This is a genomic window from Streptococcus danieliae, from assembly GCF_013415245.1.
In the GTDB taxonomy this organism is placed as follows: domain Bacteria; phylum Bacillota; class Bacilli; order Lactobacillales; family Streptococcaceae; genus Streptococcus; species Streptococcus danieliae_A.
This window is the reverse complement of the sequence record NZ_JACBXX010000082.1, coordinates 1-16614: the sequence shown is the minus strand read 5'-3', so window position 1 is coordinate 16614 and position 16614 is coordinate 1. Positions and strand designations below refer to the sequence as shown.

Sequence of the window (16614 nt, the reverse complement as noted above, 5' to 3'; positions counted from 1 at the left end):
GTTCAAATCCTGCTCCCGCAATTTGGCTCGGTAGCTCAGTTGGTAGAGCAATGGATTGAAGCTCCATGTGTCGGCGGTTCGATTCCGTCTCGCGCCATTACAATTGAATATTGTGTATGGAAGGGTAGCGAAGAGGCTAAACGCGGCGGACTGTAAATCCGCTCCTTCGGGTTCGGGGGTTCGAATCCCTCCCCTTCCATCTTACGGGCATAGTTTAAAGGTAGAACTAAGGTCTCCAAAACCTTCAGTGTGGGTTCAATTCCTACTGCCCGTGTATTAATAGAATGGCGGGTGTGGTGAAGTGGTTAACACATCAGATTGTGGCTCTGACATTCGGGGGTTCGATTCCCCTCACTCGCCTATTTATTAATAATGGGGTATCGCCAAGCGGTAAGGCAAGGGACTTTGACTCCCTCATGCGTTGGTTCGAATCCAGCTACCCCAGTTACTAATTGAATAATTAGTAGAAGCCGGCGTGGCGGAATTGGCAGACGCGCTGGACTCAAAATCCAGTGTCCTCACGGACGTGCCGGTTCGACCCCGGCCGCCGGTATTGTAAAGAAGGCAAGGTTTTCGGACCTTGTCTTTTTTACATTTCTCACCTAGTCGATGACCTTTTCTGCTTTCAATGGTTCTCCCTTTTCTCTCAGCCTATCTTTTGATAAAATGGCATGTATGAAAGAAATTGTTGAGAAGGCACCGGCTAAGATTAATCTCGGTTTAGATATTCGTGGGAAGCGAGAAGATGGTTACCACGAGTTAGAGATGGTCATGGCCAGTGTTGATTTAAATGATTATATTACTGTTCGAGAACGGGAGGATAACCAGATTACCTTGGAATCCTCGTGTAGCAAGATACCGTTGAATCCGAAAAACCATGCCTATAAGGCAGCCTTTTATCTGCGGGAAGCTGCGGGTTTGCAGGATCGTGGCATTCATATTATCATCGATAAGCGAATCCCTAGATCGGCTGGTTTAGCGGGTGGATCCAGTGATGCGGCGGCAACTCTACGTGCCTTGAACCAACTATGGGACTTGAACTATAGTTTGGATCAGTTAGCGGAGATTGGGGCGCAGGTTGGCTCAGATGTTCCGTATTGTGTTCACTCAGGCTGTGCCTATGTGACCGGTCGTGGGGAGGAAGTTCATCCCCTGGCACCAGCTCCTAAGGTTTGGGTTGTCTTAATCAAGCCTCCTTTTGGTTTGTCGACAACTTCGATTTTCTCGGAGGTGGAGATGGAGAAGATTCGTTCGGTGGATATCACTGCTCTCTGCCAAGCCATTAATGAGGGAGATTATAAACAGCTGGTGAGCAAGCTTGGAAATTCCCTGGAAGATATCAGTATTGCTCGGAAGCCCATGATCCAAAAGATCAAAAACTGTGTGGCAGCCTCCGGAGCAGATGCGACCCTGATGAGTGGTAGTGGTCCAACCGTTTTTGCCCTTTGTTCTAGTGATAAAGTAGCGCGGCGGGTGGTCAATTCCGTCAAAGGCTTTTGTAAAGAAGTTTATCGTGTCAGAATATTATAGAGTCAGTCTTGACTCTATCTTTTTTTCGCGATATAATTAACCGGTAAATGATTAACCAGTTAAGGAGATGCCATGTTAGGAAGTGAGATTAGTCGGGTTTTGGATTTGGTTTTGAAAAAAGCAGAACACCAGCATGAGCTTCTGCTAGGGGATTGCCAGAGTCCCATCCACCTGACCAACACCCAGGAACATATCTTAATGGTGTTAGTCCAAAAGCCCTTAACCAATTCCAGCCTGGCAAAAGAGCTAGGCCTTTCCCAGGCGGCCATGACCAAGGCAACAAAACTACTGAGTAAGGAAGGCTTGTTGGAAACCAAAAGAGATCAGCAGGATGGTCGACTGGTTTATTTTCAATTAACCAAAGCAGGAAAGGCGGTAGCCGAGGAGCATGCTCAGCACCATGAGCGTACCAGTCAGGCTTTACAGAAAATGGTACAAGGTTTTTCAGATCAAGAGCAAGCAGTGATTGCAAGATTTCTGAAAGAATTAGCGAAGGAGATGGAATAAATGCGCTATTTGACGGTCAAGGATTTGACCTTTTATTACGATAAGGAACCCGTTTTGGAGGGGGTGTCTTATCACATTGATGCGGGGGAATTTGTGACCCTGACAGGAGAAAATGGGGCTGCCAAGTCGACCCTGCTTAAAGCTAGTCTGGGGCTTTTAAGAGCCAGCCAGGGGAGTGTCGAGCGGGCTAGTGTCAACCGGGATGGTCAGCCTTTGCGGATTGCCTATCTACCCCAGACTGTGGCTAGTTTTAATTCAGGTTTTCCCTCAACGGTGGAGGAGTTTGTGGCTTCGGGCCGTTATCCGCGTAAGTCTTGGTGGAAACGGTTGACGGAACATGACCAGGAGCATGTTCAGGTTAGTTTGGAAGCTGTTGGCTTGTGGGAGCAACGAAAGAACTTTATTGGGGCTCTTTCGGGTGGTCAGAAGCAACGGTTGGCCTTGGCGCGGATGTTCGCCTCTGATCCGGACTTCTTTATTTTAGATGAGCCGACAACGGGGATGGATGCTGTTTCGAAGGATGATTTTTATGAGCTCATGCACCATTCGGCCCATAAACATGGCAAGGCTGTTTTGATGGTGACCCATGATCCTGAGGAGGTTGCGGACTATGCTGACCGCAATATTCATTTGTTGCGGAAACAGGATTCGCCTTGGCGTTGCTTCCAGTTACACCAGGGAGAGGAGACAGGCGCATGAGTTTATTCGATTATGCCTTTTTCCAACGGGCCCTGCTGGCGATTGTGGCCATGAGTCTGTTCTCACCAGCCCTTGGGGTTTTCTTAATTCTGCGGCGTCAGAGCTTGATGAGTGATACCTTGAGTCATATTTCCCTAGCCGGAGTGGCCTTGGGGTTGCTTTTAGGTCTGTCTCCGACCTGGATGACCTTGGTGGTGGTAATTTTAGCCGCGGTTTTCTTGGAATACTTGCGGACGGTCTATGCTTCCTATTTGGAAGTGGGGACGGTGATTCTGATGGCTGCTGGTTTGGCTATTGCTATGGTGGTGATGAGCCAGTCTGGTGGTGGCCAGACCATGAGTCTAGAGCAGTACCTCTATGGCTCCATTGTGACCATTTCCTGGGAGCAGGTCTTGGGCTTGTTTGCGATTGCGGCGCTAGTCTTACTATTTTTGGTGCTGGCCTACCGACCACTGTATCTGCTGACCTTTGATGAAGATACAGCTCAGGTGGACGGGATTCCGACTCGTGCTCTGTCCATTGCCTTTAATATCATGGGTGGGGTTGCGATTGCCCTAATGATTCCTGCTGCTGGAGCTCTGTTGGTCTCAACCATCATGATTCTCCCAGCCAGCATTGCCTTGCGTCTGGGCCGTCACTTCCAATCGGTCCTCTGGCTCTCCTGTTTGATTGGCCTGGTGGGAATGGTCGCAGGACTCTTTCTTTCCTATTATTGGGAAAGTCCCGCCAGCGCCAGTATCACCTTAATTTTCATCGCCATTTTTATGGGGGTGACGCTACTGAAGAGAAAGTAGGCTCTTATGAAAAAATGTAAAAAGGGATTTGCCGTCCTCCTCTTAGGACTTGTCCTTTTCTTAACCGCTTGCCAGTCCCAAGGGTCCAAAAAGGATCTGCAACTGGTAACCAGTTTTTATCCCATCTATGAATTTACCAAAAAAATTGTTGGTGATGAGGCAGATGTGCAACTGTTAGTTTCAGCGGGTACAGAGGTGCACGGCTATGAACCATCGGCTAAGGATATCAGCCGTCTGCAAGAAGCGTCTTCCTTCCTGTATTTGGATCCCAATATGGAAATGTGGGTACCAGATCTAGAGAAGACCGGGGTCTTGGAGGCTGATCGGACGATTCAGGCCAGCAAGGACTTGATTCTGTTGCCAGGTCAGGAAACGGATCATGACCATGATCACGGGGCTGAGGACCACGAGCATACCTTGGATCCCCACCTCTGGCTCTCTCCTTATCGGGCAAAACTTCTAGTCGCTTCTCTACGAGATCAATTGATGGAACGTTACCCTGATCAGGCTGCTAGCTTTGAAAAAAATGCGGCGGCTTATCTGAAGGAATTGGAGCAGTTGGATAAGACCTATCAAGAAAAATTGGCAGTTTATCAGGGCTACACCTTCTTGACCCAGCATACAGCCTTCAATTACCTGGCCTTTGACTACCAGCTCCAACAGGAGTCCATTGTTGGCCTTTCAACAGAAGAAGAGGCCTCCTTGAAACGAATCCAAGAGTTGACTGACCAGGTCAAGGAAGCAGGGATCAAACGTATTTATGTCGAATCCACCTCTTCCAATAAATTAGCCCAAACCCTGGCTTCTGAGGCCGGTGTTGCAGTCGGCCAGCTCCACACCTTGGAAGGAGTCCCTCAAAAGGAACTGGCTCAGGGAGCGTCCTATATCAGCCTGATGGAGGAAAATCTGGAACAATTAGTTGCCGGTTTCAAGGATGCAACGAAACCCAAGGCTACTGAAGCTGTGACTGAGAAGACGGTTGCTAACGGCTACTTTGAAGACAAGGCCATCAAGGACCGGACCCTGGCGGACTGGGAAGGCGACTGGCAGTCAGTTTATCCCTATCTAGAATCAGGCCAGTTGGATCAAGTCTTTGACTACAAGGCCAAGAAAAAGGGAGATAAGACTGACCAGGAGTACAAGGACTACTACCAAATCGGTTACCAAACTGATGTGAACCAAATCAAGATTAAAGGGAACAAGGTGACCTTTGTGACAGATAAGGGCGAGGAAACCTATACCTACAAGCCTGCAGGTTATAAAGTCCTTACCTATGAAAAAGGCAATCGTGGCGTCCGCTTCCAGTTTGAAGCAGAAGAGGCGAATGCCGGTCGCTTCAAATACATACAATTTAGTGATCACCAGATTGCCCCAATCAAATCCGGACATTTCCACCTCTATTTTGGTGGTGAGAGCCAAGAAGCTCTCTGGGAAGAATTGACCAATTGGCCAACCTACTACCCTGCTAGTCTCAGTGGACAAGAAGTGGCCCAGGAAATGGTAGCCCATTAGACTCTGCTAGGGTATCTTCGATGCCTGTACTATAGTCTACAAGTCGAGTTTTAGGACTCGGCTTTTTTGATATTTTTTTCACAAAACATCTTGCGGCTCATCTCTCCTTTCGGTATAATAATAAGTGTTTGTAAAAAACCTCACAAAGGAGATTTTAGATGGAAAAGATGTTTCAAATTATTACGTCCAATGCCTTTCTCAGTGCCATTTTCTCAACGATTGCTATTATTTTGTTGGGCTATGTTGCACGAAAGCGCAATATTGTTGGACCAGAAGCCGGAAAGGTTTTATCAGATGTGGTTTTGGCTTTTGCCCTTCCAGCCTTGGCCTTTTCAGCCTTTATGCAAAATATTAATCCCGAAACCTTTACCACTGGTTTGACCGTGTTTGTTTTTGGTTTTGTGGCCTATGTGATTCTCATTATTCTGGGGGAGAGCTTGTTTTTCCGGTTTAAGGGGGATCAACAAACGACTTTGTCTGTTTTGACCACTTTTGGTTCTACGACCTTCTTTGGAATTCCGATTATTAATGGTTTCCTTGGTCCACTGGGAGCCCTGTACGCTAATATCTTTAATATTGCCTACCGGGTTTTCCTTTATTCTTACGGTTTGGTACGTATGAGTGGGGTCAAGTTTGAGAAGAAAAATTTCAAACAAATTTTCTTGAATCCGATTGTCCTAGCGACCTTTGTTGGTCTTTTGATTTGGGTTTTCCAAAAAACGATGCCGCAAATGACAGTGACTGTTCCCTTGTATGAGGGTAGCAAGGATATGCAAGAAATTACAGTTGGAATTCTACGGATTGATAAAACCCTCCCTTGGCTCTATAAACCAGTCGATTACCTCTCTAAACTAGCTTCGCCTTTGGCTTGGTTGGCGATTGGGATGACCCTTGGTAACATTAGTCTGGGTGAGGCTTTGAAGGACCGTGTCGTTTGGCTCTACAGTGGGGTGAAATTGGTGGTTGTCCCAGCTATCTTTGTGGTTTTGATGCTGGTCATGAAATCCGTTGTTTCCCTAGACTACCCAGCCTTCATGGCGATTATTATCATGCTAGCTACCCCGCCAGCAACCGTAGCGGTGGCCTATGCCATTAAATATGACAAAGAGGCTCAGCTGGCCAGCAATGCGTCCCTCTTGGGAACCGTTCTATCTATTGTTGCAATTGTCTTCTGGATTATTGTTGGAGCCGGCCTGCAAGCCTTCTTCTAAGAGGATAGATGTATGAAAGTATTATGTTATGGTGTCAGAGATGTTGAAATTCCGATTTTTGAACAGGTCAATCAAAGCTTTGGCTTTGAATTGACCTTGGTAGCAGACTATCTCAACTCCCCGGATACTGCAGCCCTAGCAAAAGGGCATGAGGCAGTCATCCTACGCGGAAACTGTTTTGCGACAGCGGAGGTTCTGGATCTTTACAAGGAATGGGGTGTGGACTATGTCTTGACGCGGACCGTAGGTGTGAACCACATTGATGTGGCCCACGCTAGAGCGCTAGGTCTCAAAACAGCCTATGTTCCCTTCTACTCCCCTAATGCGATTGCGGAATTAGCTGTGACGTTAGCCATGATGTTGCTGCGAAACACAGCCTATACCGTGCAAAAAACGGCTCAGAAAGATTTCCGAGTCGATGCCAGCATGTTTTCCCGAGAGATTCGCAATTGCAAGGTTGGATTAGTTGGAATCGGTCGGATTGGTTTGACCGCAGCCAAGCTCTTTAAGGGCTTGGGGGCAGAGGTCTTGGCCTATGATGCAATTCCGAAAGAAGGGGTGGATGACCTTGTCCGCCAAGTTTCGCTGGAGGAGCTCTTGCGTGAGAGTGACATTGTCAGTGTCCATGCTCCCTACATTCCGGCCCAGGGCCGTTTTATCACCCGCGACTTTACCGCCAAGATGAAGGATGGCGCGATCTTGATCAATACGGCGCGTGGCGAGTTGCAGGATGCCCAGGCCTTGCTGGAGGCGGTTAGGTCGGGTAAATTGGCCGGTCTTGGTTTGGATACTTTAGAGGGGGAAGGCGATTTCTTCTTCAAGGATTTGAGGGATCAAATCTTGCCCGATCCGTTGGTGGAGGAGCTGGTTCAGCTCTATCCGCGTGTCTTGATTACTCCGCATATTGGTTCCTATACAGATGAAGCTGCTCTTAATATGATTGAAACTAGCTTCAAGAATCTGCAGGAATTTATGGAAACAGGCCAGAGTCAAAACGAGATTGAATAGTTGAAAAAAGTCGTTGCTTGCAACGGCTTTTTCCTTGTCCTTTGCGAATAAACAAGTGAGGAGGCAGGAGAGATATGGTAGAACGCAAGGCTCAGGCTATTTTGAGGAGGGCTCACCAAGAGCGAGCTCAGGATGTTTATATTGTCCCTCAAGTTGAGGGGTATTCAATCTATCTGCGACTGGGCGAAGAGCGTGTTTTGCTGGATGAGGTGGATCTGGCCCAGGGCCAGGCTCTATTGGGACATTTTAAGTTTGCGGCTGGGATGAATGTCGGGGAGCGGAGGCGGAGTCAGCTTGGGTCTTGTGATTATGCCTTGGAACAGGATTGTTTATCCCTGCGTCTGTCGACCGTTGGCGATTACCGTGGTTTGGAGAGTCTGGTGATTCGGCTTCTCTATGATGGCCAGCAGCCCTTAGCTTTCTGGGATTGGACTCCCCAGCAACTCAGTCGGTTTATTCAAGGACGGGGTCTCTATCTTTTTTCGGGACCCGTTGGGAGTGGGAAGACCAGCTTGATGTACCAGCTCGCCAAGACTCGCTTTCAGGGGCGGCAGATTTTGACCATTGAAGATCCGGTCGAGATCAAGGATCCAGCTTTTTTACAACTGCAATTGAACAAGGATATTGGCATGACCTATGACCATCTGATCAAGCTCTCCCTCCGTCATCGCCCTGATCTCCTAATTATTGGTGAAATCAGGGATACAGAGACCGCTCGGGCTGTTATCCGGGCAGCCTTGACAGGGATCAGTATCTTTTCAACCGTCCATGCCCGCTCCATTCCAGGGGTCTATGCCCGCTTATTAGAACTAGAGGTGGAGCCGGGAGAATTGGCAGAGAGCTTGCGTCTGGTGGCTTACCAACGCCTGATTGGAGGAAAGGGGTTAGTAGATGTTGCCCAAAAAGAGTTTGCCCAGCATCCAGCGACTAGTTGGAATCAAAAGGTTACCGATTTATTGGAGGCTGGTGTTATCAGCCAGGATCAAGCTCAGGCGGAATACATTGGGGCTCCAGCAGGAGTTGAAGATTGTACAACTTTTCCATAACCTCTTTGCGACGGGCTTTCATTTGGGAGAAGCCTTGGATTTCTTGGATCATAGTGGCCTTCTAGACAAGGTCTTGGTTGACCGGATGCGGCAAGGGATGCGGACAGGCCAAGCCTTTTCCAGCATTTTAGGCCAGCTCGGCTTTTCGGGGACAGTTGTGAGTCAATTGGCTTTGGCCGAACTGCACGGTAATATCTTGGAAAGTTTAGCCCAGCTGGAGGGGCATCTGCAGAGTCTGATCCAGGTTCGGCGGAAGCTAGTAGCGGTGGGGACCTATCCCTTGTTACTTTTAGGCTTTTTGATGGTTATTATTGTAGGCCTGCAGTCTTATGTGCTACCGGAGATTGACCAGGGCAATCAGTGGACTCAAATGGTGCAGGTGATTCCCTTGGTTTTTCTAGCTTTTGGACTTTGTCTTGCTTTGGTCTTTATAGGTCTAGCAGCTTTCTATCGGCACAAGCCACGGTTGGTTTTTTTCCGGATGTTGGTGATTTGCCCTGGTGTACGTGGCTTCGTCCAAGCTTATTTGTCGGCTAGTTTGGCGCGTGAGTGGGCCAGTCTTTTTGGGCAGGGCTTGGCCCTGGCGGAGATTGTGGGCCTGATGCGGGGGCAGGAGTCGGTTTTTTTGGTTGAGTTGGGGGCGGATCTGGATCAGGCCTTGAATGGTGGGGTGTCCCTGGCCCAGCAGATTCGGACCTATCCTTTTTTGCGACCAGAGTTGGCCTTGATGATTGAATACGGTGAATTTAAGTCGCGTTTGGGTCAGGAATTGGCCCTGTATTCTAAGAAAACCTGGGAAGATTTTTTTCATCGGCTTTTTCGACTGATGGATTTGATTCAGCCGCTTGTTTTTGTGGTCGTAGCCTGTTTGATTCTGTTACTCTATGCAGCTATGTTGCTGCCGATTTATCAAAATTTGGAGGTACCCTTATGATAAAAAAAGCCACCCAGACTATGCTAAAAGGTTTTACACTAATAGAAATGTTAGTCGTCATCCTTATCATTTCGGTGCTCTTATTGTTGTTTGTCCCGAATTTGGTCCAGCAAAAAGAAGTGGTCCGGGAAAAGGGAAATGCAGCCATTGTCAAGGTGGTAGAGAGCCAGGCGGAAATTTACCAACTCAATCATAGTGGAGCTCCAAATCTGGGGCAGTTGGTGGTGGAGAAGCAAATTACGAAGGAGCAGGCGGATGCTTATCGGGACTACTACAAAAAACATAGTGGCGAAAGTCGGGTCGTGCCCGATTAAGGCCTTTACGCTCTTGGAAAGCCTGCTAACACTTGGCATTACGCTTTTTCTAGTGAGTCTGTTGGCGGTCGGGGTGGGGGAGGTTTACCACTCTTTTGAGAAGAATCTCTTTTATATTCGCTTTGAGCATTTTTATACCGAGTCCCAGACCTTGGCCTGGGCGCGGCAGGAGCCTGCCCAGCTGTCTTTTCAAGGAAAGCGGATTAAGGGAGTGCAAGGTGAGCTGGTTCTTCCAGAAGGCTTGGAATTACTCTCTCAGTTTCAGTTGGATTTAACTGCCAAGGGCAATCACACAGGTTTGTCTCGGATTGTTTTTCGGGATCAGGCCAGTGGGACTACGATTCACTATCAAGCGAGGATTGGCAATGGGATTTTACGGCGGACTGAAGAATAGTCTGAAGGCTTATCTTTTATTGGAGTCCCTAGTGGCTCTATGGATTTTTAGCCTGGTGACCGCTTTGTTAGTAGGAGCCATTCAGCAGTCGCGAAAAAGGGAAGCAGCTCTTTTACACAGAGAGCAGCAGCTGCAAAAAGGTCACATGGCTCTGCAAGCCGGCTTGAGTGAATGGGCGGATGTTCAGGTGGAGCGAGGGAATCGAGTTTGGACTGTGAGGGAGGGGGAGGAGATTCTTGTCCAAGTACATGTTCTATCACCCTAGGTTACAGGCCTTTACCTTGCTGGAGGCCTTGGTAGCCCTTTTAGTCATCAGTGGTTCCTGCTTACTGTTCCAGGCTCTAACCCTGCTTTTATTTCAGGATATTCGTTACCAGGAGCGGGCTTCCAATCAGGATTGGCTGCTCTTTACCGCTCATATGGAGCAAGAGTTTCTGGAGGCGCATTTTGATGCGGTCAGTGATCATGAAATTTATTTGGATCAGAAGGGGAAGGGGCAAAAAATTGCCTATTGGCCCAAACAAGCGGAAATTCGCAAGACCGGTGGGCGGAATCAGAACCAGGGGAGCCAGACGCTTTTGTTTGGCGTTCAGTCGATGGAGGTGGAGGAGCGATCCGGTCTTGTCCAACTTCGGGCCGTCCTGGCTGATGGGAAGGAAAGGAAGTGGGTCTATCGTGTGGACTAAGCGTGTCCGGGCTGGGGTTTTACTCTATGCCTTGTTGCTCTTAGCGGTTTTTAGCCTGGTTCTTAATCTCTACTTGGAACGGCACCTGTTCCAAGAGCGTTTATTTCAGGCTTATCAGGAGCGGGAGCAGGCCTATGCCCTGGCTATTTATTGCCGGGATCAGGGTCAAGGTAAGAAGGGAGAGTTGCAGTTCCAAGAGGGACAGGCTCGTTATCAGGTTGAGAAGCGGCGTTGGCAGGTTGAGGTTCGCTTGACTGGTGGTCGCTCCTACAACTTTTCTTTTGTAGCACCTTCCCATGACTAGCCCCGTTGCTTGTTTTTGTGTTATCATAGGAACATGAATTTTGAAAAGATTGAACAGGCTTTTGGCCTTTTATTGGAGAATGTCCAGACCATTCAGAATCAGCTAAAGACGGGCTTTTATGAGGCGATTATTGAGCAGAATGTTAACTATCTGCAGCCAGTAGAAGATTGGCAGGTACTGGAGTCAAATAACCAGCAAGTGCGTCAGTTGGAGTTGACGCCTGAGGAGTGGCGGCGGACTTTTCAGTATTTGATGATGAAGGGGCAGCAAACGGAACCCTTGCAACCCAATCACCAAGCGACTCCTGATAGTTTGGGATTTTTAATTACCTTGGTGATTGACCAGCTCTTCTCCAAGGATTCCCTTAGCGTTTTGGAGTTGGGAAGTGGTATGGGGAATTTGGCTGAGACCATTTTGTTGCATAGTCAGAAGGCTATAGACTATCTTGGGGTTGAATTGGATGATATTTTGGTCGAGCTGTCAGCCAGTATTGCGGAGGTCTTGGGGACCGAGGGACTAACCTTTTCGCAAGGGGATGCAGTGCGGAGTCAAGTTTTCCAAAAGGATTTAGTGGTTAGTGATTTGCCAATTGGTTATTATCCAGATGATGTCATTGCCAGTCGTTTCCAGGTGGCGAGTCCGGAAGAACATACCTATGCCCATCATTTGTTGATGGAGCAGGGGGTTAAGTATTTGGAGTCGGATGGCTATGCGATTTTCTTGGCCCCTACTCAATTGTTGACCAGTCCGCAGAGTGAGCTTTTGAAGGAGTGGATTCAGACGGCAACCGAGTTGGTGATGTTGGTACATTTACCAGAAAAGATTTTTGCCAATCCGTCCTATGCGAAAAGTCTTTTTGTGTTCAGGAAGTTTTCTGGTCAGAAGGGGACGCCATTTGTTTTTGCTTTTAATGATTTGAGCAATCCAGAAGAAATTCGAGATTTTCAAGCAAAATTGGAGTCAAATTAGGGGCTTTTTGGTGGGTTTTCTGATATACTAAAGATGTAAACGCTTTAAAAAGGGGTAGCTTATGTCTAAGACAATTGCGATTAATGCAGGTAGTTCGAGTTTGAAATGGCAGCTTTATGCGATGCCAGAGGAAAAGGTGCTTGCTAAGGGAATTATTGAGCGGATTGGTCTCAAGGATTCTATTTCTACTGTTAAGTTTGATGGTCGGGCTGAAAGCCAGACTTTGGATATTGTAGATCATGTGCAGGCCGTGAAACTGTTGTTGGAAGATCTGTTGAAGTTCGGGATCATCCAGGATTATGCTGAGATTACAGGTGTGGGCCACCGTGTTGTTGCGGGTGGTGAGTACTTTACAGACTCTGTTCTAATTGATGATGAAGTTTTGGCTAAGATTGAAGAGTTGGCGAGTTTGGCACCTTTGCATAACCCAGCCAATGTGGATGGAATTCGTGCCTTCAAAGAAATTTTGCCAGACATCACAAGTGTAGCTGTGTTTGATACAGCCTTCCATACAACTTTGCCAGAGGTGGCTTATCGCTATCCAATTGCAGAGAAGTATTACCAAGATTATAAGGTGCGGAAGTATGGAGCACACGGAACTTCTCATTATTACGTTTCGCGTCAGGCTGCAGAAATGTTGGGACGTCCCGTTGAAGATTTGAAATTGATTACAGCTCATATCGGAAATGGTATTTCGATTTCTGCTATTGACGGTGGTAAGTCAGTGGATACGTCTATGGGCTTCACACCTTTGGCTGGTCCAATGATGGGAACTCGTTCAGGTGATATTGATCCAGCGATTATTCCTTACTTGGTGGCACAAGTGCCTGAGCTTGAGAATGCAGCAGATGTAATTGATGTGTTGAACAAGGAATCCGGTGTGCTTGGAGTGGCAGAAGCTTCCAGTGATATGCGGGATGTTGAAGCTGGTCGTGCATCTGGTGATGCTAAGATGACTCTGGCTTTTGACATGTTGGTAGATCGTTTGAAGAAGTTCATCGGTCAGTACTTTGCTGTTTTGAATGGAGCAGATGCTTTGATCTTCACAGCGGGTATCGGGGAAAACTCGGATCAAGTCCGGGAAGCTGTTGTTGAAGGCTTATCTTGGTTCGGTATGAAATTGGAACCTGGTAAAAATGTCTTTGGTGCAGTTGGTGATATTTCAACAGCTGATTCTAAAGTCAAGGTGCTAGTTGTACCAACTGATGAAGAATTGGTGATTGCGCGTGATGTTGAGCGTCTAAAAGCCTAATATGATAGAGATCAGAAGACCAGTCGGCAAGCCGACTGGTCTTCTTTAGTAAGCGGAGAACGTCTCTCCATAGGGCTGGCTTGAAATGTGGTATACTGGTAAGGCCGTAAGGCACAGAGTAAGTAGTCTGCGTTAAGTGTGTGTGGATGGGATGTTGCCACACAACGAAACCATTGGTGCGGTAGACTATTGCATCCGCTGTCGTTAGACAGCTCCAGAAAGAAAGGAGCTTTCCTATGAAATTTTCATTTCCCAAATTGAGTCCGCAATTGCTGGCGACTCTTGCCATGTTGATAGCCTTGACCTATGTCTTGGATCTATTCACCATTTCGATTATCCCCAACCAATTGCAGGTTGGTGTGACCTTTATTGCCAAGGTCTTAATCGGATCTATTGCAGGTCCCTGGTTATCAGCCTTGGTGGCCATTCTGTATGATATTTTGGCCTTTTTCTTGAATAATACAGGTTATTCTTTTATTTGGGGTTTTACCGTCGTTGAGGCCTTGCAGGGCTTCCTGTACGGATTGTTCTTCTTTGGCAAGAAGTTGAGCCTCCAGAACTGGAAGGACTGGCTTTATGTCATTTTTGCGACCGTGATTACCATGGGGATTGGGACCTTTGTATTGACCCCTATCCTACTTCACACCTACTACCAAACTCCCTATGCTGTCCTTTATGCGACACGGGTTTATAAGGTGCTGGAAATTCCAATCCGCGTTCTGTTGATTATGGTGGTTCTTCCCTTCCTTCAACGGATTCCGGAGTTTGCACGTTTGAACCATTTGAAAAAATAAGACTAAGCAAAAACGAGCCCGTTTAGGAGGCTCGTTTTTTTGCTTAGTCTTGGTAACCGGTAATGGTAGCAATGGTTGCTTGGTCCAGATTTTTCAAAAGGGCTTGTAAGAAAGCTTGGGCTTCCAGGAAGTCATCAAGACTGTAGAGGGTTTGGTGGGAGTGAATGTAGCGGGCGCAGACGCCGATGGTGGTCGATGGGACACCGCCGTTTTTGAGATGGGCAGCTCCAGCATCGGTACCGCCAGCTCCAGCGTAGTATTGGTACTTGATGCCGGCGCTTTCAGCGGTGTCGAGGAGGAAGTCCTTCATGGCTGGTAAAAGCAGGTGGCCTGGGTCGTAGAAGCGGATTAGGGTGCCTTCCCCGATTTTACCTTGGCCTCCGAAGACGTCAGCAGCGGGAGAGCAGTCCACCGCGAAGAAGAGGGCTGGGTCTAGGAGGGTGGTGGAGGTGTGAGCGCCGCGGAGGCCGACTTCTTCTTGGACATTGGCTCCAAGATAGAGGTCGTAGTCAAAGGCTTCTGAAGGCAGGGCTTGGGCTGCTTCTTTAATCATGAGAATCCCGTAGCGGTTGTCCCAAGCCTTGGAGATAACATTTTTACCGTTAGCGGTGAGGATGGTTTGGCTATCTGGGACAATGGTATCCCCAGGGCGGATGCCGAAGGCCTCGGCTTCGGCCTTATCTGTAAAGCCAGCGTCAAAAATAATATCACTGATTGCAGGGAGGCTGGCTTGGGAGCCTGAAGCCCTTAGAAGGTGAGGCGGTGTGGCTGCTGTGATAAGGGGGATTTCTTGTCCTTGCCGAGTGATAAGGGTATAGCGTTGGCCACTGACGACCAAGGGATTCCAACCGCCGATTTCGACGGCACGGAAGGTGCCGTCGTCTTTGATGGAGCTGACCATAAAGCCGACTTCATCCATGTGGGCTGCGACGAGGACGCGGGGGGCATCTGCAGCCTGGCTTTTTTTGAGGCCGAAGATGCTGCCGAGGCCGTCTGTCTGGATTTGATCTACAGAACCCTGGAGTTGGTTACGCAGGTAGCTGCGAACAGCCCCCTCGTGGCCGGAAATTCCCTTGAGCTGGGTGACTTCTTGGATGTTTTGAAATAGTTGGTTCATAGATGTCCTTCTCCTTTTTGACTCTTTCCTAAAATTGTAACACAAGTAGACTTGTGATAAAATAAAGACTATGGGTATGAAAAGAAAAAGTCAGTCGGTCTTAGGCTTGCTAGGTTTTCTGGGTCTAGCTGGTCTAGCCTATACGGGCTATCAGTTGCGGGAAGACCGAGTGCGGGTTCGGAGTCAGGAGGAGATGACGGCCAAGGTGCGTGCTTTTTTCTCGGAAATGGGTCGCGTAGAGACCTTGTATGTGGAACTCTACCAGTCCAACCGTGATTATCTGGAAGGCGGTGTGTTCTTGGAGGATGACCGGCATTACCGTTTTTATTTGATTGGTAAGCAGCTTTATTTTGAGGAGGTGGCATCATGATTGTACCAGAGTCCGTGGAAGATTTTGCGACCTTGTTGAAGGGTGACGGTAAATTTGTCTGTTATTTTACCGCCGCTTGGTGTGGGGACTGCCGTTTTATCCAGCCGCATATGCCTAGTATCGAAGCTGCCTACCCTTCTTTGACCTTTGTCCAAATTGATCGGGATCAATATTTAGAAGTGGCAAAACTATGGGATGTTTATGGGATTCCGAGTTTTGTGGTTGTGGAAAAAGGACAGGAGCTGGGGCGCTTTGTGAGTCGAGATCGAAAAACAAAAGAGGAAATCGAGGCTTTCCTAGACGGGTTAGTCTAAGAGAAGAAAGGGAGTTTATGTTATTTACCTATAATCCACAGGGTGTTGGAGATGTATTGATGGTTCTTGTTGCTGATTCTCAGGGACAGGCTGTTGAAGTGACGAAAAAAGGTGCGATTGCGCGTGTGAGTCGGGTTGATAATCAGGAGCTTGTGGCTTGGAATTTCTTCCAAGTGAGTGAGCACTTACAGCTGGAAGAAAGCGGACAGATGGACCTGTCGGAGGCGGACCTTGCAGTCTTGAATGCTTGGTTGGAAGCCGAAGGTTTCGAAGAGCGCGTGGCCAACTTTGCCAGCCCTCGTTTTGTGGTGGGTGAGATTGTGGAGATGGAAGCTCATCCAGACAGTGACCACTTGAATATCTGTCAGGTTGCTATCGGGCAAGACGCGTCTGTTCAAATTGTGGCTGGTGCTCCGAATGCGCGTGTGGGCTTGAAAACGATTGTGGCGCTTCCAGGTGCCATGATGCCTAAGGGGAACTTGATTTTCCCAGGTCAGCTTCGAGGTGTGGATAGCTTTGGTATGATGTGTAGCCCTCGTGAATTGGCTCTTCCAAATGCTCCACAAAAACGCGGGATTATCGAATTGTCAGAGGCTACTCCTGTCGGCCAAGCCTTTGATCCAGCCAAACATTGGCAAGCTTAACTATGAAGAAAGAGGCTGGAACAAAAGTCTAGCCTCTTTCTTTATGATTAGTAAAATACCTTTGACGCAGTAGTTGATTGAGCCTAACAACATTGTATGCTGTTAGAGAGTACCAAATCTTTTTTGCGAAGCAAACTCCAATCGTTCGCTTGATAGCGAACATTTCATGTTCGTCCATATCATAGGCTCAGCGAGTCAATTCCTGACTCGCCGAG

21 protein-coding genes, 6 tRNA genes and 1 riboswitch are annotated in these 16614 nt (G+C 48.0%); of the genes, 26 read left to right on the top strand and 1 reads right to left on the bottom strand.

Features of this window, described 5'->3' with window-relative positions; all coding sequences use genetic code 11:
* Positions 1 to 24 precede the first annotated feature (24 nt).
* The 23 genes from HZY94_RS03035 to HZY94_RS02925 all read left to right on the top strand — a co-directional run bounded on the left by HZY94_RS03035 (position 25) and on the right by HZY94_RS02925 (position 13954).
* A tRNA-Phe gene (locus HZY94_RS03035) sits at positions 25 to 97 on the top strand.
* Between the two features lie 21 nt (positions 98 to 118).
* Positions 119 to 199: transfer RNA gene (locus HZY94_RS03030), tRNA-Tyr, on the top strand.
* 4 nt (positions 200 to 203) lie between these two features.
* Positions 204 to 274, top strand: a tRNA-Trp gene (locus HZY94_RS03025).
* 13 nt (positions 275 to 287) lie between these two features.
* Positions 288 to 360: transfer RNA gene (locus HZY94_RS03020), tRNA-His, on the top strand.
* A gap of 13 nt (positions 361 to 373) precedes the next feature.
* A tRNA-Gln gene (locus HZY94_RS03015) sits at positions 374 to 445 on the top strand.
* A 24-nt stretch (positions 446 to 469) separates the two neighbouring features.
* Positions 470 to 553: transfer RNA gene (locus HZY94_RS03010), tRNA-Leu, on the top strand.
* 122 nt (positions 554 to 675) lie between these two features.
* Positions 676 to 1530 carry a 4-(cytidine 5'-diphospho)-2-C-methyl-D-erythritol kinase gene (gene ispE, locus HZY94_RS03005; RefSeq protein ID WP_179924960.1) on the top strand — a complete coding sequence of 285 codons (855 nt, stop codon included), beginning with the start codon at positions 676 to 678 and terminating at the stop codon, positions 1528 to 1530.
* Positions 1531 to 1602: 72 nt separating this feature from the next.
* A complete protein-coding gene (locus HZY94_RS03000; RefSeq protein WP_160332748.1) occupies positions 1603 to 2037 on the top strand; it encodes a zinc-dependent MarR family transcriptional regulator in 435 nt (144 codons plus the stop codon).
* Positions 2038 to 2736 carry a metal ABC transporter ATP-binding protein gene (locus HZY94_RS02995; protein ID WP_160332747.1) on the top strand — a complete coding sequence of 233 codons (699 nt, stop codon included), beginning with the start codon at positions 2038 to 2040 and terminating at the stop codon, positions 2734 to 2736.
* On the top strand, positions 2733 to 3530 hold the full coding sequence (locus HZY94_RS02990) for an iron chelate uptake ABC transporter family permease subunit (RefSeq protein WP_179924959.1): 798 nt from the start codon (positions 2733 to 2735) through the stop codon (positions 3528 to 3530). Before HZY94_RS02995 ends, HZY94_RS02990 begins: the two co-directional genes overlap by 4 nt.
* Before the next feature lie 6 nt (positions 3531 to 3536).
* The gene (locus HZY94_RS02985; RefSeq protein ID WP_179924958.1) at positions 3537 to 5042 is read left to right on the top strand and encodes a metal ABC transporter solute-binding protein, Zn/Mn family; all 1506 of its coding nucleotides are present in this window, start codon (positions 3537 to 3539) and stop codon (positions 5040 to 5042) included.
* Between the two features lie 158 nt (positions 5043 to 5200).
* On the top strand, positions 5201 to 6253 hold the full coding sequence (locus HZY94_RS02980; protein WP_160332744.1) for an AEC family transporter: 1053 nt from the start codon (positions 5201 to 5203) through the stop codon (positions 6251 to 6253).
* A 12-nt stretch (positions 6254 to 6265) separates the two neighbouring features.
* A complete protein-coding gene (locus tag HZY94_RS02975) occupies positions 6266 to 7261 on the top strand; it encodes a 2-hydroxyacid dehydrogenase (RefSeq protein ID WP_179924957.1) in 996 nt (331 codons plus the stop codon).
* A gap of 74 nt (positions 7262 to 7335) precedes the next feature.
* Positions 7336 to 8307 carry a competence type IV pilus ATPase ComGA gene (comGA, locus tag HZY94_RS02970; RefSeq protein WP_179924956.1) on the top strand — a complete coding sequence of 324 codons (972 nt, stop codon included), beginning with the start codon at positions 7336 to 7338 and terminating at the stop codon, positions 8305 to 8307.
* Entirely contained in the window at positions 8282 to 9241 is a 960-nt protein-coding gene (comGB, locus tag HZY94_RS02965) for a competence type IV pilus assembly protein ComGB (RefSeq protein ID WP_257151896.1), read from the top strand. Before comGA ends, comGB begins: the two co-directional genes overlap by 26 nt.
* Positions 9238 to 9555 carry a competence type IV pilus major pilin ComGC gene (gene comGC / locus HZY94_RS02960; RefSeq protein WP_179924955.1) on the top strand — a complete coding sequence of 106 codons (318 nt, stop codon included), beginning with the start codon at positions 9238 to 9240 and terminating at the stop codon, positions 9553 to 9555. Before comGB ends, comGC begins: the two co-directional genes overlap by 4 nt.
* Positions 9527 to 9949 carry a competence type IV pilus minor pilin ComGD gene (gene comGD / locus HZY94_RS02955; protein ID WP_179924954.1) on the top strand — a complete coding sequence of 141 codons (423 nt, stop codon included), beginning with the start codon at positions 9527 to 9529 and terminating at the stop codon, positions 9947 to 9949. The genes comGC and comGD overlap by 29 nt, the downstream gene beginning before the upstream one ends.
* On the top strand, positions 9921 to 10214 hold the full coding sequence (gene comGE / locus HZY94_RS02950; protein ID WP_179924953.1) for a competence type IV pilus minor pilin ComGE: 294 nt from the start codon (positions 9921 to 9923) through the stop codon (positions 10212 to 10214). Before comGD ends, comGE begins: the two co-directional genes overlap by 29 nt.
* Positions 10186 to 10635, top strand: coding sequence for a competence type IV pilus minor pilin ComGF (gene comGF / locus HZY94_RS02945; protein ID WP_179924952.1), 450 nt, complete (start codon positions 10186 to 10188; stop codon positions 10633 to 10635). The genes comGE and comGF overlap by 29 nt, the downstream gene beginning before the upstream one ends.
* A complete protein-coding gene (comGG, locus tag HZY94_RS02940; protein WP_160332736.1) occupies positions 10625 to 10939 on the top strand; it encodes a competence type IV pilus minor pilin ComGG in 315 nt (104 codons plus the stop codon). Before comGF ends, comGG begins: the two co-directional genes overlap by 11 nt.
* A 33-nt stretch (positions 10940 to 10972) precedes the next feature.
* Positions 10973 to 11908, top strand: coding sequence for a class I SAM-dependent methyltransferase (locus HZY94_RS02935; protein WP_179924951.1), 936 nt, complete (start codon positions 10973 to 10975; stop codon positions 11906 to 11908).
* A gap of 61 nt (positions 11909 to 11969) precedes the next feature.
* Complete coding sequence (locus HZY94_RS02930; RefSeq protein WP_160332734.1) at positions 11970 to 13160, top strand: acetate kinase; 1191 nt, start codon at positions 11970 to 11972, stop codon at positions 13158 to 13160.
* 112 nt (positions 13161 to 13272) lie between these two features.
* Positions 13273 to 13363: riboswitch (THF riboswitch) on the top strand.
* A gap of 33 nt (positions 13364 to 13396) precedes the next feature.
* Positions 13397 to 13954 (top strand): folate family ECF transporter S component, encoded by a 558-nt coding sequence (locus HZY94_RS02925; protein WP_179924950.1) that lies wholly within the window; start codon positions 13397 to 13399, stop codon positions 13952 to 13954.
* 43 nt (positions 13955 to 13997) lie between these two features.
* Here the strand turns inward: HZY94_RS02925 and pepA are convergent, their stop codons facing one another.
* Positions 13998 to 15071, bottom strand: coding sequence for a glutamyl aminopeptidase (gene pepA, locus HZY94_RS02920; protein WP_179924949.1), 1074 nt, complete (start codon positions 15069 to 15071; stop codon positions 13998 to 14000).
* A gap of 76 nt (positions 15072 to 15147) precedes the next feature.
* Between pepA and HZY94_RS02915 the strand changes: the two genes are divergently transcribed.
* From HZY94_RS02915 to ytpR, 3 genes are read left to right on the top strand one after another with little or no spacing between them, the layout of a single operon-like run.
* Complete coding sequence (locus HZY94_RS02915; protein WP_179924948.1) at positions 15148 to 15441, top strand: DUF4651 domain-containing protein; 294 nt, start codon at positions 15148 to 15150, stop codon at positions 15439 to 15441.
* The gene (locus HZY94_RS02910; RefSeq protein WP_179923691.1) at positions 15438 to 15755 is read left to right on the top strand and encodes a thioredoxin family protein; all 318 of its coding nucleotides are present in this window, start codon (positions 15438 to 15440) and stop codon (positions 15753 to 15755) included. The genes HZY94_RS02915 and HZY94_RS02910 overlap by 4 nt, the downstream gene beginning before the upstream one ends.
* 17 nt (positions 15756 to 15772) lie before the next feature.
* Complete coding sequence (gene ytpR, locus HZY94_RS02905) at positions 15773 to 16399, top strand: YtpR family tRNA-binding protein (RefSeq protein WP_179924947.1); 627 nt, start codon at positions 15773 to 15775, stop codon at positions 16397 to 16399.
* Positions 16400 to 16614: the final 215 nt, after the last annotated feature.